The sequence below is a fragment of the Agromyces mediolanus genome (genome assembly GCF_023715325.1).
GTDB lineage: Bacteria > Actinomycetota > Actinomycetes > Actinomycetales > Microbacteriaceae > Agromyces > Agromyces mediolanus_A.
The window spans coordinates 665,104-688,722 of sequence record NZ_JAMBNX010000001.1; the positions used below are offsets into that span (position 1 = coordinate 665,104).

At 71.3% G+C, this 23,619-nt stretch carries 20 protein-coding genes; 12 read left to right on the forward strand and 8 right to left on the reverse strand.

The features are described 5' to 3' along the window. The first annotated feature begins 52 nt into the window (after nucleotides 1-52). A complete protein-coding gene (locus M3147_RS03075; protein ID WP_251201987.1) occupies nucleotides 53-550 on the forward strand; it encodes a ClbS/DfsB family four-helix bundle protein in 498 nt (165 codons plus the stop codon). Further along, entirely contained in the window at nucleotides 547-1,374 is an 828-nt protein-coding gene (locus M3147_RS03080) for a carbon-nitrogen hydrolase family protein (protein ID WP_251201988.1), read from the forward strand. Before M3147_RS03075 ends, M3147_RS03080 begins: the two co-directional genes overlap by 4 nt. Nucleotides 1,375-1,406: 32 nt before the next feature. Here the strand turns inward: M3147_RS03080 and M3147_RS03085 are convergent, their stop codons facing one another. Continuing rightward, nucleotides 1,407-2,624 (reverse strand): aminotransferase class I/II-fold pyridoxal phosphate-dependent enzyme, encoded by a 1,218-nt coding sequence (locus tag M3147_RS03085; protein WP_251201989.1) that lies wholly within the window; start codon nucleotides 2,622-2,624, stop codon nucleotides 1,407-1,409. Between the two features lie 166 nt (nucleotides 2,625-2,790). Between M3147_RS03085 and M3147_RS03090 the strand changes: the two genes are divergently transcribed. The 5 genes from M3147_RS03090 (at nucleotide 2,791) to M3147_RS03110 (ending at nucleotide 8,836) form a co-directional block, all read left to right on the forward strand. Continuing rightward, nucleotides 2,791-4,527, forward strand: coding sequence for a S1C family serine protease (locus M3147_RS03090; RefSeq protein WP_251201990.1), 1,737 nt, complete (start codon nucleotides 2,791-2,793; stop codon nucleotides 4,525-4,527). A 158-nt stretch (nucleotides 4,528-4,685) separates the two neighbouring features. Beyond that, complete coding sequence (locus M3147_RS03095) at nucleotides 4,686-5,684, forward strand: glycosyltransferase family 2 protein (protein WP_251202149.1); 999 nt, start codon at nucleotides 4,686-4,688, stop codon at nucleotides 5,682-5,684. 3 nt (nucleotides 5,685-5,687) lie between these two features. Continuing rightward, nucleotides 5,688-6,515, forward strand: a complete 828-nt coding sequence (locus M3147_RS03100) for a CDP-alcohol phosphatidyltransferase family protein (protein WP_251201991.1) — start codon at nucleotides 5,688-5,690, stop codon at nucleotides 6,513-6,515. A gap of 49 nt (nucleotides 6,516-6,564) precedes the next feature. Then, nucleotides 6,565-7,410 carry a glycosyltransferase gene (locus M3147_RS03105; RefSeq protein ID WP_251202150.1) on the forward strand — a complete coding sequence of 282 codons (846 nt, stop codon included), beginning with the start codon at nucleotides 6,565-6,567 and terminating at the stop codon, nucleotides 7,408-7,410. 100 nt (nucleotides 7,411-7,510) lie between these two features. Next, complete coding sequence (locus tag M3147_RS03110; protein WP_251201992.1) at nucleotides 7,511-8,836, forward strand: CDP-glycerol glycerophosphotransferase family protein; 1,326 nt, start codon at nucleotides 7,511-7,513, stop codon at nucleotides 8,834-8,836. 24 nt (nucleotides 8,837-8,860) lie between these two features. Here the strand turns inward: M3147_RS03110 and M3147_RS03115 are convergent, their stop codons facing one another. Together M3147_RS03115 and M3147_RS03120 are read right to left on the reverse strand one after the other, a co-directional pair. After that, nucleotides 8,861-11,791: a DEAD/DEAH box helicase family protein gene (locus tag M3147_RS03115; protein WP_251201993.1), complete on the reverse strand. Its 2,931-nt coding sequence runs from the start codon at nucleotides 11,789-11,791 to the stop codon at nucleotides 8,861-8,863. Then, nucleotides 11,788-13,698, reverse strand: a complete 1,911-nt coding sequence (locus M3147_RS03120) for a site-specific DNA-methyltransferase (RefSeq protein ID WP_251201994.1) — start codon at nucleotides 13,696-13,698, stop codon at nucleotides 11,788-11,790. The genes M3147_RS03115 and M3147_RS03120 overlap by 4 nt, the downstream gene beginning before the upstream one ends. Before the next feature lie 105 nt (nucleotides 13,699-13,803). Between M3147_RS03120 and M3147_RS03125 the strand changes: the two genes are divergently transcribed. After that, nucleotides 13,804-14,103 (forward strand): helix-turn-helix domain-containing protein, encoded by a 300-nt coding sequence (locus tag M3147_RS03125; protein WP_189084631.1) that lies wholly within the window; start codon nucleotides 13,804-13,806, stop codon nucleotides 14,101-14,103. 33 nt (nucleotides 14,104-14,136) lie between these two features. On the opposite strand, the gene M3147_RS03130 is transcribed toward M3147_RS03125, so the two are convergent. Both M3147_RS03130 and M3147_RS03135 read right to left on the reverse strand, forming a co-directional pair. Next, on the reverse strand, nucleotides 14,137-14,454 hold the full coding sequence (locus M3147_RS03130) for a hypothetical protein (protein ID WP_251201995.1): 318 nt from the start codon (nucleotides 14,452-14,454) through the stop codon (nucleotides 14,137-14,139). Between the two features lie 84 nt (nucleotides 14,455-14,538). Next, nucleotides 14,539-15,480, reverse strand: a complete 942-nt coding sequence (locus M3147_RS03135; protein WP_251201996.1) for a hypothetical protein — start codon at nucleotides 15,478-15,480, stop codon at nucleotides 14,539-14,541. Between the two features lie 128 nt (nucleotides 15,481-15,608). Between M3147_RS03135 and thrC the strand changes: the two genes are divergently transcribed. Then, nucleotides 15,609-17,033, forward strand: a complete 1,425-nt coding sequence (gene thrC / locus M3147_RS03140) for a threonine synthase (RefSeq protein WP_251201997.1) — start codon at nucleotides 15,609-15,611, stop codon at nucleotides 17,031-17,033. 19 nt (nucleotides 17,034-17,052) lie between these two features. Here the strand turns inward: thrC and M3147_RS03145 are convergent, their stop codons facing one another. Together M3147_RS03145 and M3147_RS03150 are read right to left on the reverse strand one after the other, a co-directional pair. Then, nucleotides 17,053-17,841 (reverse strand): ABC transporter ATP-binding protein, encoded by a 789-nt coding sequence (locus tag M3147_RS03145; RefSeq protein ID WP_251201998.1) that lies wholly within the window; start codon nucleotides 17,839-17,841, stop codon nucleotides 17,053-17,055. Continuing rightward, nucleotides 17,841-18,623 carry an ABC transporter permease gene (locus M3147_RS03150; RefSeq protein WP_251202151.1) on the reverse strand — a complete coding sequence of 261 codons (783 nt, stop codon included), beginning with the start codon at nucleotides 18,621-18,623 and terminating at the stop codon, nucleotides 17,841-17,843. Before M3147_RS03150 ends, M3147_RS03145 begins: the two co-directional genes overlap by 1 nt. Before the next feature lie 98 nt (nucleotides 18,624-18,721). Between M3147_RS03150 and M3147_RS03155 the strand changes: the two genes are divergently transcribed. After that, the gene (locus tag M3147_RS03155) at nucleotides 18,722-19,270 is read left to right on the forward strand and encodes an ECF transporter S component (RefSeq protein WP_251201999.1); all 549 of its coding nucleotides are present in this window, start codon (nucleotides 18,722-18,724) and stop codon (nucleotides 19,268-19,270) included. 86 nt (nucleotides 19,271-19,356) lie between these two features. On the opposite strand, the gene M3147_RS03160 is transcribed toward M3147_RS03155, so the two are convergent. After that, nucleotides 19,357-20,049, reverse strand: coding sequence for an NTP transferase domain-containing protein (locus tag M3147_RS03160; RefSeq protein ID WP_243567939.1), 693 nt, complete (start codon nucleotides 20,047-20,049; stop codon nucleotides 19,357-19,359). A 283-nt stretch (nucleotides 20,050-20,332) separates the two neighbouring features. On the opposite strand from M3147_RS03160, the gene M3147_RS19855 reads away from it, so the two are divergent. Beyond that, nucleotides 20,333-22,063 carry an ABC transporter ATP-binding protein gene (locus M3147_RS19855; protein ID WP_439954178.1) on the forward strand — a complete coding sequence of 577 codons (1,731 nt, stop codon included), beginning with the start codon at nucleotides 20,333-20,335 and terminating at the stop codon, nucleotides 22,061-22,063. After that, nucleotides 22,039-23,613, forward strand: coding sequence for a hypothetical protein (locus M3147_RS03170; RefSeq protein WP_251202000.1), 1,575 nt, complete (start codon nucleotides 22,039-22,041; stop codon nucleotides 23,611-23,613). Before M3147_RS19855 ends, M3147_RS03170 begins: the two co-directional genes overlap by 25 nt. The last annotated feature ends 6 nt before the right edge of the window (nucleotides 23,614-23,619 follow it).

Genomic DNA, 23,619 nt, shown 5'->3' on the forward strand with positions numbered 1-23,619 from the left:
CCGTCGCTGGAGCGCAGCAGGCGGAGCCGGGGCATCCGTCTACGATGGGGGCATGCCGACGCCGGAGACGCAGATCGCCCTGCAAGCCGCAGCGATGCGGTCGTTCCGGGCGCTCGAAGCGGTCGTCGACGCCATTCCGGCGGGTGAGCGCGACGCGCCGTTCCCGCAGCGGGGCGGCCGCGACCGCGATCTGCCGGACGTGCTCAACCACGTGCACGCCTGGCACGAGCTGCTCCTCGGCTGGATCGGGGCGATCGAGCGCGAGGAGACCCCCGCCTACCCGGCCGAGGGATTCGACTGGAACTCGCTCGACGAGCTGAACCTGAGCCTCCGCGATCGCTCGCGCACCAGGGGTGGCGCCGAGCGCGCGTTCGCCCGCCTGCAGGGCAGCCACGCGGTGGCGTTGGCGAAGGTCGGGGCACTGGACGCCGAGACGCTGTTCGATGCGTCGAGATTCGCCTGGCTCGGCGGCCCGCTCGCCGAACCCGTGCACGAGTGCCTCGGCGGGCACTACGACTGGGCCGTCGCGGCGATCGAGGCGGCGCGATGACCGGCGACGGCGGGCCGGGCGTCCCCGGCGCGCTCGGCGTCGCGGTCGCGCAGTTCGCGCCGGTCGCGGACGTCGCGGCGAACCTCGAACAGATCGAACAGCTGAGCCAGCTCGCCGTTCAGCGCGGTGCGAAGCTCGTGGTGCTGCCCGAGTACGCCATGTTCTTCACCCCGGAACTCGGGCGCGAGATGGCCGAGGCCGCCGAGCCGCTCGACGGAGCCTTCGTCGGCGCGCTGAGCGCGCTCGCTGGCCAACTCGGCGTGCACCTCGTCGCGGGAATGCTGGAGCACCGCGATGACGGCCGGTTCTCGAACACGATCGTCGCGACGGGCGCCGGGGGCCGCGTCGTCGCCAGCTATCGCAAGCAGCACCTCTACGATGCCTTCGGCCAGCGGGAATCCGACCACGTCGCACCGGGCGAGCTCGCCGAGCCGGAGCTGTTCGAACTCGACGGCTTCACCGTCGGCATGCAGACCTGCTACGACCTGCGGTTCCCCGAGGTGACGCGCACGCTCGTGGACGCCGGTGCCGAGCTCGTGCTCGTCCCGGCGGAGTGGGTGCGCGGGCCGCTGAAGGAGCACCACTGGCGCACCCTGGCGACGGCCCGGGCGATCGAGAACACGGTGTATCTCGCCGCGGCGGATCAGACGCCTCCGGTCGCGGTCGGCGCGAGCCTCGTCGTCGACCCCATGGGGATCGAGCTCGCCGGACTCGGTGAAGAAGCCGGCGTGGCGGTCGCCTGGCTCGAGCGGGATCGGCTGGACCGGGTGCGCCGGGTGAATCCGGCTCTGGCGCTGCGGCGCTACCGCGTCGTTCCGCGCTGACCGGCACGCCGGACGGCGGCCGCCTCAGACCGTCAGGCCCGGGCGAGCGCGGCGAGTCGGGCGGATGCCTCGCGCAGCACGTCTTCGTGCTTGCAGAACGCGAAGCGCACGAGGCTGCCGACCTCGCGACGGTGCGCGGGCCGGACGAACGCCGAGACGGGGATGCCGACCACGCCGGCGAGATCCGGCAGACGGCGGCACAGCGCCTCGGCGTCGGGGTAGCCGAGCGGGCCGGCATCGGCCACCACGAAGTAGCCCGCGCGGGGTCGGGACACCGCGAAGCCCGCGGCCTCGAGACCGTCGGCCAGGAGCTCGGCGCGGTGCGCGAGCGAGGTCGCGGCCCCCGTGAAGTACGCGTCCGGGAGATCGAGGCCCGCCGCGATCGCCGGCTGGAACGGCGCCCCGTTCACATAGGTGAGGTACTGCTTCACGGCGAGCACCGCGGCGACGAGTTCCGGGCGTGCCGTCAGCCAGCCGATCTTCCACCCGGTGGTCGAGAACGTCTTGCCGCCGGAGGAGATGGTGATCGTGCGCGCTCGCGCGCCGGGCCGACTCGCGAGCGGGCGGTGGGCCCCGTCGAAGCGCAGGTGCTCGTAGACCTCGTCGGTGACGAGCAGCGCGTCGTGTCGCTCGGCGAGCTCGATCAGGAGCTCGGCGGTGGCGTCGTCGAGCACCGCGCCGGTGGGGTTGTGCGGGTCGTTCACGAGGATGACCCGGGTGCGATCCGTGACGGCTGACCGCAGCTCGTCGTGGTCCGGTCTCCAGTTGGGGAAGCGGAGCGGGACGGTGCGATGCACGCCACCGGCGCGAGCGATGACCGCGGCGTAGGCGTCGTAGAACGGCTCGAAGGTGACGACCTCGTCGCCTGCATCGACGAAGGCGAGGAGCGTCGCCGCGAGGGCCTCGGTCGCTCCCGCGGTGACGAGGACCTCGCGATCCGGGTCCACCTCGATCCCGTACCAGTGCTGCTGGTGCCTGGCGATGGCCTCGCGCAGCACCGGCATGCCGATCCCCGGCGGGTACTGATTCGTGCCGGCGCGGATCGCCTCGATCGCCGAGTCGAGCACCACGGCGGGACCGTCTTCGTCGGGGAAACCCTGGCCGAGATTGATGGCGCCGGTGCGCTGGGCGAGCGCGCTCATCTCGGCGAACACCGTCGCGGCGATGCGCCCGTCGGCGCCGAGCAGGCCCGCTCCGGCCGCGGTGCGTTGCCACGGGGCCAGGGGCGGCTGAGCGGGGGAGTCGGTCACGCTCACACCGTACCCGCAGCGGCCGGCGCTACGCTGGCGACGGGCTGCACGAGCTCACGCGTCGGGTTCGGAGGCTTCACTGCCGGCCGATAGCCGATCCATAGACTTCGCCGATGCCGCGCACAGCTTCCGCCACGAGAGTGGGGGCAGCTTGGAAGGAGCAGACATGACCGATCACACCACCGGCCCCGTCTCGGAGGAGCCGCGGGACCCCGAGGAGCGTGACGTCACGGAAGCCGCCGGCGTCACCGCAACGAACGACGTCGTCGAGACGAACGCCCCTGAGGCGACTGCGGTTCCGACCGCTGCGGCCCCGACCCAGGCGCCCGCCTCGGAAGCGCCGACCCAGGCGCCCGCCTCGGGCGAGGCGCCGGCCGCGGCGCCCGCGGGCTGGGTCACCCCGAACGCCACCGCCCCGCAGCAGCCCGCGCCGGCCACCGGCACGCTCTACGAGCCCGGCCGCGCCCCGCAGCCGTACCACGCGGCTCAGTACCCGCACCCCGCCGCCCAGCAGCCGGCGCCGACCGCGACGCAGCCCACGCAGCCGCTGCCCGGCGGGCACCAGGCCCAGCACGGTCAGCCGCAGCACGGTCAGCCGCAGCCCGGCCAGGTGCCGCCCGGCCAGGTCCCGCCCGCGTTCGGCGGCCAGCCCGCCGCGGCGCCCGCACCGAAGAAGCGTCCCGTCGGCCTGGGCATCGCCGCGGCCATCGTCGCGGCCGCGCTCATCGGCGGCGGCGCAGGAGCCGGCGTCACCGCGCTCGCCATGGCGAACCGCACGACGTCGACCGCCGCGAGCACGAGTCCGCAGAACGTCGTCGTGAACGACACCGACTCGGTGAACCAGGTCACCGCGGTCGCGGCGAAGGCGAGCCCGAGCGTCGTCACGATCTCGGTCTCCTCCACCGATGGCGCCGGCACCGGCTCGGGCATCGTCCTCTCCGACGACGGCTACGTGCTGACGAACACCCATGTCGTCACGCTCGACGGCGCGACCGGCGCGCCCACGATCCAGGTCAAGACCGACGACGGCCACCTGTACACCGCCGAATTGATCGGCACCGACCCGCTGAGCGATCTCGCGGTGATCAAGCTGAAGGACGCCTCGGGGCTCACCCCCCTCGCCTTCGCCGACTCCAGCAAGCTGAACGTCGGCGACACCGCGATCGCCATCGGCGCCCCGCTGGGGCTCTCGGGCACCGTCACCGACGGCATCGTGAGCGCCCTGAACCGGTCGATCGAGGTCGCCTCCTCGGCCGCGCCGTCCACGCCGGACGACGGCAGCCAGGGCGAGCAGCCGAAGGACGGCCAGCAGCCCTTCGACTTCTGGAACTTCGACATCCCCGGTCAGCAGGGCCAGGGCGGCGAGGGCGGCCAGCAGCCGCAGCAGGGCGGCGGCAACATCTCGATCCCGGTGATCCAGACCGACGCCGCGATCAACCCCGGCAACTCGGGCGGCGCGCTGCTCAACAGCTCGGGGGAGCTCATCGGCGTCAACGTCGCGATCCTCGGCACCGGCGATTCCTCGTCCGGCCAGTCGGGCAACATCGGCGTCGGCTTCGCGGTCCCGTCGAACCTCGCCAAGCGCGTCTCCGACGAGATCATCGAGAACGGCACGGCGACGCACGGCCTGCTCGGTGCGACGGTGACGGCCGCGCAGAGCGACGAGAGCAGCAGCACCGTCGGCGCGCTCATCACCGACGTCCCTGCCGGTGGCGCCGCGGCGAACGCGGGCCTGAAGAAGGGCGACATCGTCACCCAGTTCAACGGGTTGCCGATCACCGACCAGACCGACCTCACCGCCCAGGTGCGCGCGCTCGCGGGCGGCGCGGACGCCGAGATCACCTTCCTCCGCGACGGCGAGGCGCAGACGGTCACGGTCACCCTCGGCACCTTCGAGGGCTGACCCCGCGGGCGACGCCGAATCACCGGCGAGTGGCCGGAGCCGCCGAGGCTCCGGCCACTCGTCGTTTGCTAGGCTCGATCGACCCAGCAGCAGAGTGAGGAATCTTGCCCGATCAGCCCGACGGCACCACCCGGTCGACGCTCGGCGTCTCCTACGTGATGCCGGTGCTGAACGATGCCTCGCACGTTCGCGCCGCCGTGGAGTCCATCCTCGATCAGCACTACGAGGGTCCGGTCGAAGTACTGATCGCCCTCGGTCCGTCGATCGACGGCACCGCGGAGCTGGTCGCCGATCTGGCCGCCCGCGACGCCCGGGTCCGCGTGCTCGACAACGAGGTGGGTTCGACGCCGGCGGGCCTTAATCTCGGCATCCGTGCGGCGCAATACCCCGTTGTCGTGCGCGTCGACTCCCACTCGATGCTGCCGGCCGAGTACACCCGCATCGCCGTCGACACGCTGGACCGCACCGGCGCCGACAACGTCGGCGGCATCATGGCCGCCCACGGCGAGACGGCGTTCGAGCGGGCCGTGGCGCGCGCATACACGACGCCCGTGGGGCTCGGCGGCTCGGCGTTCCACGTCGGCGGCACGGCCGGACCGGTCGAGACCGTCTACCTCGGGGTCTTCCGTCGCGACGCCCTCGTGCGCGTCGGTCTCTTCGACGAGACCATCAAGCGCGGCCAGGACTGGGAGCTCAACCGGCGGCTGCGCGCGACCGGCGGCATCGTCTGGTTCACGCCCGAGCTCAGTGTGACCTACCGGCCGAGGTCGAGCCTCGAACGCCTGGGCCGGCAGATGTTCTCGACCGGGCTCTGGCGCGGCGAGCTCGCGCGACGCTTCCCCGCGGCGAACGGGCTGCGGTACTTCGTCCCGCCGATCATGGTGCTCGGCGTGCTGCTCGGACTCCTCGCCGGCGTCGGCGGCCTCATCCAGGCGCTCGCCGGGGCGACCCCGTGGCTCGCCGTTGGACTCGTCGTGCCGGCCGTCTACCTGCTATTCGTCCTCGTCGCGGCCCTCGTGTACGGGCGCGGCCAGGGAGCCGCGTCGTGGCTCTGGTTTCTCATAGTCTTGCCGTGCATCCATGTCGCGTGGGGAGTCGGCTTCGTGCTCGGCTATCTCTCGCTGACACGGAACATCGCCAGCCACACGGGAAGGTAACGGATGTCGCACCCGCACTCGACGTCGTCGGAGCCGTCGAGACAGTACCCCTCGAGCTTGGCCGAGCTGAAGGCGGTTACGCAGCCGCCCGAGGTCCGCGGCCGGCGGAACGCGGAGCACTGGACCGCCTCGCTCTACCTGCGCCGGCTGTCTCCGTACCTCACCTGGGTGCTGCTGAAGACCCCGATCTCCGCGAACGGGGTGACGGGCCTCATGATCCTCGTCGGGTGGTCCACCGCCGCCGCCCTGCTCATCCCCGGCATCTGGGGTGCGCTGCTCGCCGTGATCCTCGGCCAGTTGCAGATGCTCGTCGACTGCTGCGACGGCGAGGTCGCCAGATGGCGCCGCACCTCCTCGCCGGCCGGGGTCTTCCTCGACAAGGTCGGCCACTACTCGACCGAGGCGCTCATCCCGATCGCGCTCGGCATCCGCGCTGCCGCGTACCCGCTCGAGTTCCCCGCCGACTTCCTCTGGACCACGGTCGGCGCCTTGCTCGCCCTCGTCATCGTGCTGAACAAGGCGCTGAACGACATGGTGCACGTGGCTCGCGCGAACGCCGGACTCCCGAAGCTCGCAGACACCCACGGCGAGACGGCGCCGCGTGGCGGTCTCGTCGCGAGGCTTCGCCGCGTCGCGCGCTTCGTGCCGTTCCATCGGCTCTACCACTCGGTCGAATTGACGCTCATCGCGTTCGCCGCGGCGGTGGTCGGCCTCTTCGCGGGGCAGCCGATCGTCGACCGCGTGGTCGTCGCGGCGCTGCTGCCGCTCGCGGTGCTCGCGGTCGTCGGGCACTTCGTGGCGATCATGGCGAGTCGACGTGTCCGATCCTGAACCTCCGGCCGAGGCGGTGACGCCACGGGTCGGCGTGGTCGTGCTGACGATGGGCCGCCGCCCGGCGGAGCTCGTGCGCGGCGTACGCAGCGTGCTCGAGCAGCGCGGCGTCGAGGTCGAGGTCGTCGTGGTCGGGAACGGCTGGGACCCGGCGACCGCGGAGCCCGCGCTTCCGGCTGCCGTGCGCACGCTCGCGCTGCCGGAGAACCTCGGCATCCCCGCCGGGCGCAACCGCGGGGTTCCCCAGGTGGGCGGGGAGCTCCTCTTCTTCCTCGACGACGACGCTTACCTGCCCGACGCCGAGTTCCTGGCGAAGGGGGCCGCCCTACTGGCGGCGCAGCCGCAGATCGGGCTCGTGCAGCCGCGAGTCGTCGATCCGACCGGACTCGTCTCGCCCCGGCGCTGGACGCCGCGCATCCGCGCGGGCGACCCGGCACGCTCGAGCAACGTCTTCTCGTGCTGGGAGGGCGCGGTGCTGCTGCCGCGCCCGGTCTTCGAGCAGACTGGCGGCTGGGCCGATCCGTTCTTCTACGCGCACGAGGGCATCGAGCTGGCCTGGCGGGTGTGGGACACCGGGCATCGTGCGTGGTACGCGGGCGAGCTCGAAGCGGCGCACCCGGTGATCGACCCGGCCCGGCACTCGTACTACTTCCGGCTGAACGCGAGGAACCGCGTCTGGCTCGCGCGGCGCAACCTGCCCGCCGTGCTCGTCCCGTTCTACGTCGGGTCGTGGACGCTCATCCAGCTGCTGCGCTGGGCCCGGAAGCCCGCGCAGCTGCGGGCCTGGTTCGGCGGCTGGCGGGACGGGTGGCGCGAAGACCCGGGTGAGCGTCGACCCTTGCGCTGGCGCACGGTGTGGCGCATGACCCGGGCCGGGCGACCGCCGATCATCTGAACCGGCCGCATCGGCCACCTCGGGTAACGATCGGCTCTCGGTGCGTCGGCGGGGCCGCCGCCCGAGGCATCCGTCCAGGCGCCGTCGCTACCCTTGGCGGGTGGGATTGAAGACTGACGCGCGTCGCGCCGTGAAGCTCGCGAAGAACATCATCGCCTCGCGGCGTTCACAGCGGGCGCTCGCCGCCGCGCTCGCCGAGCGGGCGCCGCTCGAAGCGGGGCGGTACCGGATCGGGGTGTACTTCGCCGACGGCAAGGTCAACCTCTACCAGCTCCGTCAGTGGTACCGCCCGCTCGCCGAGCTCGCGAAGACGCATCCGGTCGTCGTGCTCAGTCGTGCGTCGGGTGCGGCGCTCGCGCTGCTCGACGAGTCGCCGGTGCCGGTCGCCTACGTGCGTCGGGTCGCGGACCTCGAGCAGCTCATCCACGATCAACAGCTCCAGCTCATCCTCTACGTGAACCAGAACGCGAAGAACTTCCAGATGATGCGCTACGGGCGCCGTTGGCACGTGTTCATCAACCACGGCGAGTCCGACAAGATGTACATGACCACGAACCAGTTCAAGGCCTACGACTACGCGCTGATCGCCGGCGATGCAGCCCGGGCCCGGCTGAGCAAGGTGCTGTGGGATTACGACTTCGACAAGCGGGCGATCCCGATCGGGAGGCCGCAGGCCGACCACTACGAGGACGGCCGCGAGCTGCCCTACCCGGATGACGGCCGCGAGGTCGTGCTCTACGCCCCGACCTGGGAGGGGGACCGAGCCGCTGCCGCGTACGGCTCGATCGCCTCGCACGGCGTGGCGCTCGTCACCGCGCTGCTCGCGAGCGGCCGCCACCGGGTGATCTACCGCCCGCACCCCCGCTCCGGCGTCCTCGATCACGAGTACGAGGCCGCGAATCGCACCATCATCGCGGCGATCGGGGCGGCCAACCAGGCCGATCCGACGGCCATGCACGTCTATGACGACGGTCGTGAGCTCGGCTGGCAGCTCGCCGCGGCCGACATCGCCGTGGTCGACATCTCCGCGATGGTGTACGACCGGCTCGCGACGGGGAAACCGTTGCTGATCACCCGCCCGGTCGCCACGGAGGCGGAGATCGACACGAACGGCTACCTCTCCGCGTGCGAGTGGCTCGTGGCCGAGCCGGAGCCGGCCGAGCGTGCCGGGGCGGCCATGCTGGCGCGCATCGACGAGGTCGCCCATGACCGCGAGGCGCTCGAACGACTCGGGCACTGGGTGGAACGCTACTTCGGCGACACGTCGCCGGGTGCGGCGACGGCTCGGTTCCACGCTGCGATCGACCATCTCATGGCGGAGTGGCACCGCTTCGCGGCCGAGCACGTCGACGACGGCCTCATCGACGAGCACGACGTCGAGGGGGAGCGGGCCGAGGCCGGTGCCGACGAGAGCGCGCACGGCTGACCGCGACGGTCGCCCGCACGGCCCTCAGTAGAGCTTCGGTGCACCGTCGCGCGGCGTGCTGGCGAGCCGCTCGAGCGCGAGGAGGTCGGACAGGCGACCGTCCGCCCGACTCCAGGCCTCGACGGCCTCCTCGCCGAGCAGGACGTAGTGCCAGCTCCGGTCGCTGCGCAGCTCGGCCGGGAGCTCGTTGAGGCGGTCGGCCCACGCGAGCGCGGCCCGCTGCTTGCGGCGGACGTTCTCGTCGTCGAGTGCGGACTGCGCCTTCGTCTCGACGACGTAGACCGCGCCGGAGGTGCGCACGAGGAAGTCGGGCGAGTAGCGGGCGGGCAAGCCGTCGGCCCGGAGGTACGGCCGCTGCAGGAAGTCGTGGGCGTGCTCGTCGATTTTCACGAACGCCTCGATCCGGGAGTCCCGGTCGGCCCACGCGATGAGTCGCCGTTCGAGGCCGCCGCCGCGACTCGCGACCCGCAGCTTCGGGAAGACGCTCTTCGTGCACGTCACGGCGTCGCGCGCCCGCATCGAGATGGTGCCGACCTCGGCGATGCTGCGCTGCTCGACCTCGACCTCGGAGCGTGAGGGGCTGAGCTGCGTCTCCACGAGCGCGGTCGAGAACACCCCGGCGATGTGCTCCGCGATGCCGGGGAGGAGCAGGACGCGCCAGGCGTCGTCCTGCTGCGGGTCGAACGGCTCGGCGAAGAGCCGCGCACGGATGTACCGGTCGATCCAGGCGGCGATGCGGGCGCGATGCGAGACGAGGAGCGGGTAGCGGCTCGCGCCGCTGAACCGCGCGGCGGCGGCGGTGAACGTGCGCCCGGTCACCGTCGTGACCCGCACCGTGAGGCGGGCGAGGAAGTCGTTGTACCCCGTCGCGGTCATGACGCCGCCGTCGACGCGGTAGTCGCCGTACTGGGTCTTCGTCTCGACGTCGTGGGAGCTCCAGAGCTCGCCGCGCCCGACGGCGCGCTCGAGGACGGAGCGCTCGAACCGGCTCGGGGGCAGCGACATCGGGTCGATGCGCGGCGCGACCGCGTCTTCCTCGGATTCGTGGAGCACGACGGGGACGAGGATGTCGTATGCGCGCCAGTCCTCACGGAGGCCGACGAGTTCGAGGTCGCCGGTGGCGCGGGTCGCCTCGTCGTCGACGAGGGCGAGCAGGCCGTCGCCCAGGAGCTCGTCGTAGAACTCCTCGAACGCCGGATGCTCGATGATGAAGAGCACGTCGAAGTGGTTGCTCGGCTCGAGCCGGCGGCGCATGCGGTCGCGCGTCTCGCGCTTGAGCTCGTCGACGACGGGATCGCCGCGCCACATCAGCCGGAGGCCGCGCCCGATGGTCTGCTCGAGCAGGATGCCGGAACCAGCGGAGCGGAGCGGGACGACGACGCAGATGCTGTCGACGTCGAACCCCTCCCGCAGCATGAGCACGCTGACCACGACACGGGGGTGCGCGTGCCGGTCCAGGTCGAACAGGCGGGAGCGGACCCGCTCCCAGTCCTTCGGCCCGAGCTCGGAGCGGCGGCCGCTGTCGACGCGCAGCACCTCGTCGCCGTCGAGGCCCTCCGAATCGAGGAGGAACCGCTCGACGTGGCGCGATACGGCGGTGTCCTCTGTGACGATCAGCAGCCGAGGCCGCCGTTCGGGATCGACCGCGGCGAACTGTCGCTCGAGGAGTGCGAGCTTCCGGAGCCCTGCCCGGACCATCGTGCGCTGGCCGGTCGAGAGCCCGAGGACCTCGCCGCGCTCGTCGCGCTCCGCCGTGAAGTCGAGGGGCAGCGCGGCGACCTCGCTCCGTCGGTCGAGCGCGATGGCCTTCACCAGGCCGCGCCGCATGGCGGCGTGGAGGTCGAAGTCGACCACGATGTGCGGGAAGTAGCGCCGGTGCCGCCGGCGGGCGGTGCCGGACTCGTCGTAGGGGGTCGCGGAGAAGTCGAGCTGGACGAAGCGCCGGCCCTTCGGCGCGGCGATCGCGCTCAGACTCTGCTGCCATTCGACGTCGCTCGCGTCCTCGGTGCGACGGATGGTGTGCACGTGGTGCGCCTCGTCGTTGAAGACGACGAGATCGGGGAGCTCGACGAGGGACTGCAGCGGACGGCCGCGCGCGGCACGGCGGTCGAGGACGTCGAGCGAATTGCCCGAGGCCGTGCCGGGGGAGAGTGGGAAGAAGCTCTCGATCGCCGCCCGCCCCGCATCCCGCTCGCCCGTGCGGCCGTCGCGTGGCTCGTCGTCACGGACGAAGTCCGGGTCCTCCGCGCCGGCGAGGAGGTGCCAGTTGGTGACCGCGATCATGCCGCCGCTCGGGCGGCGGTGGCCGATCTCGTGCTTCTCGACGACGCCGGACGCGAGCAGCGCCGCGATGGCGCGTTCGTGGCGGGGCGGGATGAACAGGGCGCGTCGGACGTGCAGCTCGCTCGTGCTCGGATCGCGCACGCCGTCGACGAGGCGCCCGCGGAACGAGTCGAGCAGGCGCTCGTAGACGATCAGCCCGGGCGCCACGACGAGGAAGTTGCTGCTGAATCGCGGGTCGCCGGGCGCGGTGAGATGATTCAGGTGCTGCCAGACGAGCAGCGCGTTCATGACCCAGGTCTTGCCGGTGCCGGTCGCGAGCTTCGCGGCGTACTTCGGATGCCGGTGGCGCTCGTGCCGGAGTTCCTCACGGAGCGCGGGGGTGAGCGCGTCGGGCGCGAGCTGCTCGTAGAGGCCCTCGAGGGACGCGGCGCCGAGCACTTCGTGCGCGTAGACGATCGCGAGGATGGCGTCGCGCTGCCCCTCGTGGAACGCGTCTGGGCGTCCGGCCGCGAGCGAGGCGTCGAACCACCACCGCAGCAGCTCGGCGGTGGTCGGCGTGACCGACTCGAGCAGCGGGCAGGGCTCGCCGGCCTCGATCGCACGGGCATCGTCGGCGAGCCGGATCGAGATCGCCCGGGCGAGCGGCAGCTCCTCGTCGATCGGGATCCTCACGGGACGGTCTCCGTGCCGGCGCCGTCGACCTGGCTCGGGTCCTCGATCTCGAGCACGACCTCGGACTCGAAGCCGAAGACATCCACCGCCCGGATGCAGATGCGCCGGACGCCCGCGCGCCAGGGGGCGCGCAGCGTCGCCGAGCGCACGACGCGGAGGGGATCGTCGTCGTTCAGCGTGTTGCCGCGGTAGTCCTGCCAGCTCGAACGGAACAGCTCGCCGTCGTAGTCGGGATCGACCGCCCAGTACTCGATGAGCGAGAGCGGGTCGCGGTTCATCAGCTGGAGCACTTTCTCCCGGTCCTCGGCGCGGAGACTGATCGCCTCCGGGGAGAGCAGCACGTAGCTGTCGAGGCCGACGACGAGCTCGAGCTCCTCGCCGTGCCGGCGGATGCTGCGGAGGCCGGCCTCGAGGTACTGCAACGTCGAGAATCGAACGGTGTCGCCGATCCGGCTCCCCTTCTTCTTGAGCCGATCGATGAGGTCCGGCGGGATCACGCGCACCTCGAGCCGCGGGTCGTCGAGCGCCTCGATGTCGTGCCCGATGCCGGCGGGGAAGTTCCACCCGAGCACGACGACGCGTTCGAAGCCGCCGAGCGCCGCGTCGCGCTGGAGCTGCGCCCGGCGGAGCGACTGGGCGGTGGTGAGCTTCGCCGGGCTCTCCGCGACGACGAGCGTGCGGCCGCCCGGCAGGCTCCCGAGTGTTCCGGCGGGGTTCTCGGCCTCCGGCAGCGGGACCGCGCCGTACAGCTCGAGTACCGTTCTGGCGAGGTCGCCGACGCGATATCGGCGCCCGAGGCTGGAGCGCATCTGCTCGACCTGGTAGTCGCCGATCTCCTGATAGAGGAACGGCCGGGCATCCTGGTCGATGAGGCGCTTGCGGATGATCATCGAGGCCGGGCGGCCGAGGTCGCTCGTGATCCATCTCCGGCCGGAGGCCTCGGCTGCGGCCGCGGTCGTGCCGGAGCCGCCGAAGAAGTCGGCGACGAGCCCGCCGGGCGGGCAGGAAGCCTCGAGCACGCGGTCGAGCAGCGCGAGCGGCTTCTGCGTGGCGTAGGCCACCCGCTCCTTCGCGACGGGGTTGATCATCGAGACGTCCCAGACGTCCGGCATGGCGACGCCCTTCGTGGCCTGCTCGCTCAGCACCGAGCGACGGACCCCGTCGTCGCCGATCGTGCTCACCCACGCCCGGCCCTGGCCGCTCGATTTCTCGGACTTCGGGATGTAGAGCTGTTTGAAGTAGTGCCGCCCCTTGCGCTTCGCGTAGACGAGGAGGGTGTCGTGGTTCCGCGCGAAGCTGGTGCTCGCGATGTTCCAGCGCCGGTAGTACCAGATGACCTCGTTCAGGAAGTTCTCTCGGCCGAACACCTCGTCGCAGATGAGCTTGACGTAGTGGCCGACGTGCCAGTCGATGTGCAGGTAGAAGCTGCCGGTCTCGGCGAGGAGCTCCCGGGCGAGGACGAGTCGCGGGGTCAGCATCGCGAGGTACGATGCGGTGCCGTCGGCCCAGGTGTCGGAGTAGGCGAACTGTTCGACGGCGGTCGGCCGGGTCTCGACCTCGTGGCCGGGGAGCGTCAGTTTCGTGCGGTAGTCGGCCTTGGAGTCGAACGGCGGATCGAGGTAGATGAGGTCGACGCCGGCGGCGAGCCCCGGTGTCGTCTCGTCGCCCGCGAGCAGCGCCGACATCGCGAGCAGGTTGTCACCGTAGATGAGTCGGCCGGATGCCTCGGGCTGCGGCGCCCCGGCGGGGTCGTGGAGTGGGAACCCGCTCGTCTCGCGGCTCGGCTGGACGAACTCTCGGGTGTGCAGCCGCACCCGGTGCTCGCCCGAGAGCTGCTCCAGCATGCGTGCGGCCTCGCGTCGGCCGTCGGCGACGATCTTCGGCAGCTGTTCGAGCAGCGATCTCATGGGTCCCCTCACGACTGGACTGGCGGTCAACCTAGAATAGAGGTAGAAACACTGGAGGTGACTGAACGCTGGATTGGTGATCTGGGGGCGGATAGGCATGAAGGCATGCCTGAGCCTCAATCCCGTGCTGCCCAGATTCTCGGAGAGCGTCTGAAGGCGGTCCGGCTCGAACGGGGCGTGAGCCAGGAGACGGTCGCCCACCTCGCGGACATGCACGTCACCAATCTCGGCAAGATCGAGCGCGGGCAGGCCAACCCCCGCATGACGACCATCGTGCGCATCGCCGGGGTGCTCGACGTCGATCCCGGGGAGCTGCTCGCCGGCATCGGGCTCGCCGAGCTGCCCGGCGTGGACCGCGTCAACGTGCGCGACCTCATCGAGGAGCTCAAGCGACGGGGCAAGTGAGCCGGGACTGACCGGCCCCGCCGCTCGGCCGCATCAGAAGGCGATGCGCCAGAGGTACTCCTCGCCGCCCGCGCGGAACCACCGCAGCACGGCGACGCAGTCACGCGCCGGGTCGTCGGCCCGGAGCACGAAGGCGAGGTGCTCGCCGGGCTCGACCCGCAGCAGCGGCTGCCAGAGCAGGCGGCCGTCGCCGAACAGCGACAGGTGCACGCCGTGCGCCGTCTCGTCGCCGGCGTTGTGCAGCGTGTACCAGGGCGCGCGACTGCGGTCGATCTGCCAGGGCACGCGGTACGCGATGGGTGAATGGGCGGGGTGGGCTTCGACGGCCACGGGCCGGGCCCCGTGCGGCATGGGTCCTCCTCGGGTCGGGGATGCGGCACGACACCGTCACGGTACCCGGAACCACCGACGCGGAGCGCCCCGCGCGGCTGCCTGCTACTCGGTCGCCGAATCCGGCCGTTCGACCGAGTCGTCCACCGGCGGGGTCTCGCGCCGCGAACGCCCGCCGACGATCCGGCCGATCGGACGTCCCGCGGCGCGGCCGACCGCGCCGACCGCGCCGACGACGCGGCGGCCCGCACTCGAGAGCACCGTCTCGTCGCCGCGCGGCTCGAGCTCGGACGGCACGATCGTCGGGGCCGCTCCGAAAGCGAGCCGCGACTGGGCGAGCACCCGTCTGCCGAGCACATGGTTGCCGACGCCGCCGACGGCCGCGCCGATGCCGAAGGGCAGCGCCTTGCCGAGGAAACCGGCGCCCCCGCGCACCGCGAACTGCTTCACGAAGGTCGCCCGCAGCCGGTCGACGACGGTGCCCATCACGGCCTTCGGGAGGGTGTTCGTGATGAGCTCGCCCCAGTAGGCGCTGCGGGCGACACCGGTGCCGCTCGCCTGCGCGGCGAACTGGCGGACGAGGTCGCTGCCCTCGCTGCCGAGCATCAGCGTCATCACGAGCGCCCGCGCCCGCTCCGGGTTCTCCACCGGGATGCCGTGCACCTCCGCCACCGACTGGGCGAACAGCGCGGTCGCCTCGAGGAAGCCGGCGGTCTCGACGCCGGAGAGGGCGAGCGTGATGCCGGTCGAGATCCCAGGGATGACGGCGGTCGCGCCGACCGCGGCCCCGCCGGTCGTGACGGCGGCGAGGTAGCGCCGCTCGAGGATGCGGACGAGCTGGTCCGGCGTCGCCTGCGGGGCGCGCCGACGGATGCCTCGGAGATGCGCCAGCACGACGGGGCGATGGATCGCGAGGACGCGGTCGATCGTGCGCTCGACGCCGTGGGCGCGGCCCTCGTCGACGGGCGGTGCCGAGTCGTCGCCCGGGGCGCCCTCGCTCGGGGCGTCCCGTCCCAGGGAGGTGATCCGGTGCACGCGCTCGGGCATGCAGCGATTGTACGCACACGTCCATGCGCGGTCGCTGAGTCGCGCGTTGCGCGTCGTCATGCGTTCGTCGCTCCGCCGGGCGCCCGATACGATCGAAGCTCAGCCTCTCGTCGACCCGCAGGAGTCTCGTGAAGTACCGCTCGACCCGCGGCGGTCTGTCGCCCGCCCAGTTCACCGAGATCCTCATCGAGGGGCTCGCGCCGGACGGCGGCCTCGTGGTCCCCGAGGTCGTGCCGGCCGTCACCGCCGAGGTGCTCGAGGCCTGGCGCGGGCTGGACTACGCCGGTCTCGCGGCCGAGGTGATCGGCCGCTATGCGAGCGGGGTGCCGGCCGACGCGCTCGAGCGGATCTGCCGGGCGGCCTACGACCCCGCGGTCTTCGGCGGCGACCCCGTCGTGCCGCTCACTCCACTCGGCGAGGTGACGCTCGTCGGACTCTCGGAGGGCCCCACGCTCGCGTTCAAGGACATGGCCATGCAGTTCCTCGGCCAGCTCCTCGAGCACGAGCTCGCGAAGCGCGGGACGACGCTCAACATCCTCGGCGCGACCTCCGGCGACACCGGCTCGGCCGCGGAGTACGCGCTGCGCGGCAAGCACGGCGTCTCGGTGTTCATGCTGTCGCCGCAGGGCAGGATGAGCGCCTTCCAGCGCGCCCAGATGTACTCGCTCACCGACGAGAACATCCACAACATCGCCGTCGAGGGGGACTTCGACGACTGCCAGCACCTCGTCAAGGTGATCGCCGGCGACACGGCGTTCAAGCGCGAGCACCGGCTCGGCGCCGTCAACTCCATCAACTTCGCACGCATCGCGGCGCAGCTCGTCTACTACTTCTGGGCGTGGCTGCGGCACAGCGACGGCGTCGACCCCGAACGCCGTGCCGAGCACCGCGTGTCGATCACCGTGCCGTCGGGCAACTTCGGCAACATCTTCTCGGGCTGGCTCGCCCGCCGGATGGGGCTGCCGATCCACCGGCTCGTGCTCGCGACCAACGAGAACAACGTGCTCGACGAGTTCTTCCGCACCGGCGTCTACCGCCCGCGCACCGGGGAGTCCACCTTCGCCACCTCCAGCCCGTCGATGGACATCTCCCGGGCCTCGAACCTCGAGCGCTTCGTCTTCGAGGTCGTCGGCCGCGATCCGGAGGCCCTGCTCGAGCGCTGGGGCGGTCTCGAGCAGGGCGGTGTGCTCGACCTCGCGTCCGAACAGCCGCGCTTCGCCGAGGAGTTCGGGATCGTGAGCGGCTCCAGCACGCATGCCGATCGGGTGGCGACCATCCGCGAGACGTATCGCGAGACGGGGGTGGTGGTCGACCCGCACACCGCCGACGGTCTCGCCGTCGCCGCACGCCACCTCGAGCCCGGCATCCCGATGCTCGTGCTCGAGACCGCGAAGCCGCAGAAGTTCCCCGAGATCGTCGCCGAAGCGATCGGCACGCCGGCGGAGCTCCCCGAAGAGCTCCAGGCGCTCCTCGAGGCGCCGCAGCACGTCGTCGAGGTGGCCAACGACGCGGTCGCCATCCGGAACCTGATCGCGCGCGACGCCGCACGCTGAGCGGCCGCGCGGCTCAGCGTCAGCGGCTCGCGTGCTCCGCGTTGTAGCGGTCGAGCACGGCGTCGATCGAGGAGTCCAGTGCGAGCCGGCCGCGGTCGAGATAGAGGCCGCGCGTGCAGAACCGGCGCAGGTCGCGCTCGTTGTGCGACACGAAGAACAGGGTGCGCCCGCCCGCGAGGAGCTCGTCGATGCGTCGGTAGCACTTCTCGCGGAACGCCTTGTCGCCGACCGCGAGCACCTCGTCCACCAGCATGATCGGCTCCTCCAACTGGGAGATCACCGCGAAGGCGATGCGCACCTTCATCCCGCTGGAGAGGTGCTTGTACGGCGTATCGAGGAAGTCACCGATCTCCGCGAAGTCGATGACCTCGTCGAACTTGCCGTCGATCTGCGCCTTCGACATGCCGTGCAGGCCGGCCGTGAGGTAGACGTTGTCGCGCACCGTGAGGTCGTCGACGAACCCGCCGGTGATCTCGATCAGCGGCGCCACCCCGCCCGCGACGGTGACGGAACCCTCGTCGGGCAGCAGCACACCGGCGACGAGCTTCAGCAGCGTCGACTTGCCCTGTCCGTTCCGGCCGACCACGCCGATCGCCTCACCCGGTCGCACGTCGAAGGAGACGTCCCGCAGCGCCCAGAACTCGTCGGGTCTGCTGCGGCGCCGCCGGCCTGCGAGCAGGTCCTTGAACGAACGGCGCCCGCGACGGTTGCGGCGGAACCGCACGCCGAGATCGGCGACCCGGATGGCATAGCCGTCGGCACCCGGGACGTCGCTCGTCTGGCGGCCGGCCGTGACGGAGTGCGTCATCAGATCTCCTTCAGCACCTGGCGCTCGGAGGCGCGGAACACGAGCAGGCCGGCGATGAGGAACGCGATCGACATCAGCGCGGAGATCAGCACCTCGAACCAGATCAGCTGCTGCGGGAAGAACGCCGCGCGGTAGAGCGAGAAGATCCCCGAGAGCGGGTTGAACGCGGCCCAGAACTGCACGCCGCCCGGCAGATCCGTCGTCGCGTAGATGATCGGCGTCGCGTAGAAGAGGAACCGCAGGATGAGCTTCACCGCGCGCTCGAGATCGCGGAAGAACACGACGAGGGGGGCCACCATGAGGCAGATCCCGGCGGTGAGGATCGCCTGCAGCACGATCGCGAGGGGGAAGAACACGATCTCCCAGCTCGGCGGGGTGCCGAAGATCACGGCGAACAGCGCGAGCACCGGCAGCGCGAAGATGAACTCGATGCCCTTCGAGAGCACGATGCGGTTCACCCAGATCGTCCGGGGGATCATCGTGGACCGCACGAGCTTCGCGTCCTTCAGGAAGGCGCGGGTCGAATCGGAGACGGAGCCGTTGAACCACATCCACGGCAGCAGGGCCGTCAGCAGGAAGACGATGTAGGGCTGGAAGCCGGCCGACCGCTCGAAGACCTCGGTGAACACGAACCAGTAGATGCCGGCCATCACCAGCGGGTCGAGCACCGACCAGACGTACCCGAGCACCGAGGTCGAGTACCGCACCTTGAGATCGCGCGTCGTCAGCAGCCACAGCGAATGCCGGTAGCTGGCGAACGGCTTCCGCCGCAGCGGATGCACGTCGCCTCCGACGCGAGTGGTGGCAGCAGTCACGTCTCCCATCGTAGAGGCGTTCGCCCCGAGAACCGTCCGTGGCCGCGCGACGGTAGATTTGGATGGTGGCCCCTCGCACCAGCACCAGTACCCGAATCCTCCTGAGCTGCGCCGCGATCGGCGTCGCCGGCGGAGTCGTCGCCGGCGGGTCCGGGTACCTCGCGCTCGTGCTCGCCGCGATCGGGCCGATGTTCTACGGCGTGACCATCGGCGTGCACTTCCTGCCCAGCGTCGTCGCCTTCGCCCTGCTCCGCCGCCCCGGCACGGCGCTGCTCGCCGGGCTCATCGCCGGACTGGTGGGCGCGGCCTTCGCGCCGCACTGGCTTCCGCGGCTGATCGGCACGGCGCTCCTCGTCGGCGTGCTCGTCGAACTGCCCTTCCTGCTGACCCGGTACCGGCGATGGGAGCCGTGGCTCTACTACGCCTCCGGGCTGATCTCCGGCATCGTCATCGCCGTGGTGGTGTTCATCGCGCTCGGCGGAGAGCACTTCCCCGCTTGGATGTGGGCGATCGCGCTTCCGCTCTACGCGGGCAGCCCCGTCCTCTTCACCTGGATCGGACGGGTCATCGCGGCCCAGCTCGAACGCGCCGGCGTCGCCCGCGGCTTGCGCTGAGCCCCGCCGACACACAAACACGGGGCGGATGCCGTTCGGCATCCGCCCCGTGTCGCTGTGGTGCTGCAGGACGCAGCGTTTCCGGATCACACGAAGTGGTTCGCGCGCTCCAGGTCTTCGGCGAAGTCGATCTCGACCGCGTAGAGGTCGGAGACGTCCATCGGCTCGATCAGCAGACCGTTCTGCTCGATGGCGAGCTCGAGTCCGCGCTCGAAGTAGTCCTGCGCGCCGACGCGCTGGAGCTGAGCGAGGAAGGTCGCCTTGTCGCGGCTCGAGATGTAGTTGATGCCGACCGCCTCGCCGAGGCCGCCCTTGACGGTCTTCGAGAGCTCCTTGATGTAGCCCTCGGCCGTGGTCGTGTACTTCACCTCTTCGTCGGAGACCTTCGCGGTGTTCACCGTGACGAAGGACTGATCGCGGGCGATCAGCGCGACGGCGCGGTCGAGGATGCGGGGGTCGAAGACGACGTCGCCGTTCATCCAGAGCACGCCACCGCTCTGCGACGCCTGCAGGGCCCGCATGAGCGATTTCGAGGTGTTCGTCTGGTCGTACTCCTCGTTGTAGACGAAGGACGCCTGCGGGAACGCCTCGATGATGTGCTCGAGCTTGTAGCCGACGACGATCGTCACGTCGGCGTCGCCGCCGAACGCGTGACCGATGTTGTCGAACTGCTGGCGCATGATGGTGCGCCCGTCGCCGAGCTCGGTGAGCGGCTTGGGGAGGGATCGTCCGAGCCGGCTCCCCATGCCGGCTGCGAGGATCACGATCTGCGTGGTCACTGCATCTCCTTCGGTGGTGCGGGTGCCGGGGCGACCGAGCTCGAGCCGCCCGTTCGGAGCGGTGATCGAAACCTCGTGTTCGCCTTCGGTTCACCCGGAAGTTCACATTGGGACACGCCGTTATGCCGGTCTCAGCGTATCCGCTGTCACCCATCCGGGGCGGGGCCGGCGGAGGAGTCGTAGTGCGATCGTGATACGCCGCACAGGGAATGCACAGTTTTCCCACGGGCCGGCGGATCGGCCGGGGCACGGATCGGGCGCGTCCAGTTGGTAGGTTGGCTGGGTGACTTCCGTTTCTCGCTCCGATCCGAACGACGAGGCTCCCGAAGGCACCGGCACGGGGGTGCCCGAGCAAGCCGGCGAAGGGGAGCCGACGTCGAGCGCGCCCGGTCGGGCGAAGGCGGCAGGGGCGTCGAAGCGGAGTACCGCCGCCAAGAAGCCGTCCGCGAAGTCGGCGACGCCGACCGCGTCCGATGCCGCGGCGAAGAGCGCGGCACGCTCCGCCGCCGCGAAACGCGCCGCAGCGACGCGGGCGGCCCGAAAGGCGGAGGCGGCGAAGGCCGAGGCGGCGAAGGCCGGCTCGGCGAACGAGCAGCGCAGCGACGCGTCTGAGACGCAGGGAGCAGCGGGGCCGGCGTCCAAGCGCTCGAGCTCGTCGCGGAGTGCCTCCAGCCGCGGAGCGGCCGAGCGTGCGAGCGCCGCGAGTTCGGCTCGCGCCGCGAAGGGCGCGTCGAAGGCGGAGGCGCCGGGGTCCCCGGCCTCGCGCTCGCGTTCGGCGAGCAGCGTCAGCGCGAAGCGGCAGGCGCTCCGCGCCGCCGCCGCGGTCACCACCGACACCACGGCGGCCGAGCGCCCGAAGAAGGCGGCCGACACGGACGCCGTCGCGCCGAGCGCTCCGGTCGAACCGATGAACGGCGCTCCCGAGGTCGTCGCCGTCGCGGAAGCGATCGTCGAGAGCGAAGCGGTCGGCGGCGTGAGCGAGGTCGACGAGCAGACGCAGGAACGGGTGCCCGTCGCCGACGACCGGGTCGACGAGGAGACGCAGGAACGGGTGCCCGTCGCCGCCGACGTCGTCGTCGACGACCGGGTCGACGAGGAGACCCGCGAGCGCGGAGCGCCCGAGGCGCCCGCCGAGGCGCAGCCCGCTGATCGCGCGGCCGACGTCGCCATCGCCGTCGTCCCGGCCCCCGCGAAGAAGTCGAGCCGCAAGAAGCGCACGCTCCGCGTCGCGCGTGCGGCGCCGCCCGAGAGCGCCGACCGGGTGCTGGTGGTCGACTCGCTCGTGAAGCGCTTCGGCGAGAAGACCGCCGTCGACCACATCTCACTGCAGGTGCGGGCCGGCTCGTTCTTCGGCGTCGTCGGCCCGAACGGGGCCGGCAAGACGACGACGCTCTCGATGGTGACGGGCTTGCTGCGTCCCGACGAGGGCACGGTGCGCATCCATGACATCGACGCCTGGGCCGACCCCGAGGCCGCCAAGCGCGCCACCGGCGTCCTGCCCGACCGGCTGCGGCTCTTCGACCGCCTGACCGGCGGCCAGCTGCTGCACTACTCCGGCATCCTCCGCGGACTCGACGCGCGAACCGTCCGGGAGCGCAGCGCCGACCTCATCGCGGCGTTCGGTCTCGACGATGCGGTCGACCGGCTCGTCGCCGACTACTCCGCCGGCATGACGAAGAAGATCGCCCTCGCCTGCGCGATGATCCACTCGCCGCGCCTGCTCGTGCTCGACGAGCCGTTCGAGTCGGTCGACCCGGTCTCGGCGGCGAACCTCACCGAGATCCTCGAGCGCTACGTCGCGGGCGGTGGCACCGTCGTGCTCTCGAGCCACGGCATGGACCTCATCGAACGCGTCTGCGACTCGGTCGCGGTGGTCGTCGGCGGCAAGGTGCTCGCGGCGGGCACGCTCGACGAGGTACGTCAGGGCGAGACCCTCGAAGATCGATTCGTCGCGCTCGCCGGTGGGCGCAAGGCTGCGGAAGGCATGGAATGGTTGCACAGTTTCTCGGACTGAAGCTGCGCCTCCTCGCCAACATCTTCCGACGGAGTCCCTGGCAGGTCGTCGGCATCGTGGTGGGGCTCGTCTACGGGCTCGGCATCGCGGGGCTCCTCTTCTTCGCCCTCGTCGGCCTGCGCTTCGTCGACGACGTCGCCGTCATTCGTGATGCGCTCGTCGTGGCGGGGTCGGCGACGGTGGTCGGCTTCATCGTCTTCCCGCTGATCTTCGGCGTCGACGACACGATGGATCCGCGCAAGTTCGCGCTGTTCGGCATCCCCGGGCGGCGCCTCGCGATCTCGCTCGCTGTGGCGGCCCTCATCGGCATCCCCGCGATCGTGCTCGGCATCGTGCTGCTCGGCAGCGTCGTGACCTGGTCGCGCGGCGTGGGGGAGACTATCCTCGCGATCCTGTCGGCGGCCCTCGCCTTCGCGACCTGCCTGCTGCTCGCCCGGGTCGCCACCGCGGTCGCCTCCTTCCTCCTCGCCACGCGGCGTGCGCGCGAGCTCACCGGCGTGCTCGGCCTCCTCCTCGTCGTGGCGGCCTCGCCGGTCTTCGTGGCGCTCACCACCGTGGACTGGGCCCGAGACGGCCGGCAGGTGCTCGAGGGGCTGGCCGGCTGGCTCGGCTGGACGCCCCTCGGCGCGGCCTTCGCCGTCCCCGGCGACGCGGCGAACGGCGACTGGGGACCGGCCATCCTGAAGCTCCTCATCGCGGCGGCGACGCTCGGACTGCTCGGGCTCGGCTGGATCCGGCTCGTCGAGACGATGCTCGTCACGCCCGGCCGCGAGGGCTCCTCGAAGAGCTATCGCGGACTCGGGTGGTTCGACCGCCTGCCCCAGAACCCCACCGGCGCCGTCGCCGCTCGAAGCTTCACCTACTGGTTCCGAGACGCGCGCTACTGGGTGTCGATCATCATGGTGCCGCTGGCGCCGGTCATCCTCATCGTCGCCTTCAGCATCGTGGGGGTGCCGATGGAGTACCTCGGGCTCGCCCCGGTGCCGCTGATGTGCCTCTTCCTCGGCTGGTCGCTGCACAACGACACCGCCTACGACTCGACCGCGATCTGGCTGCACGTGGTGTCCGGCGTGCGCGGCACCGCCGACCGCTTCGGGCGTCTCGTCCCGGTGCTCGTCCTCGGGCTGGTCGTGATCGCGCTCGGCAGTGCGCTGACAGTGTTCCTGCTCAACGACTGGCGGCCGCTGCCATCCCTCATCGGGGTGTCGACCGTGCTCCTGCTCAGCGGGCTCGGCATCGGTTCCGTCACCTCCGCCCGCTTCCCCTACCCGGCGGTGAAGCCCGGCGACAGCCCGTTCCAGCAGCCCCAGTCCACCGGCAGCCTGTCCTCGCTCGTGCAGTCGATCACGATGTTCGGTTCCCTGATCGTGGCGGCACCCGCGGTCGCGTTCGCGCTGCTCGGTGTGTTCTCCGACCCGAGCTGGCATCTCGCCGCCTTCGTGTCGGGCACCGTGCTCGGGCTCGTCGTCCTCGTCGCCGGCGTCTGGCTCGGCGGGCGCGTCTTCGATCGTCGCGGTCCGGAGATCGTCGCTGCGGCGCTTCGCGCCTGAGCGGCC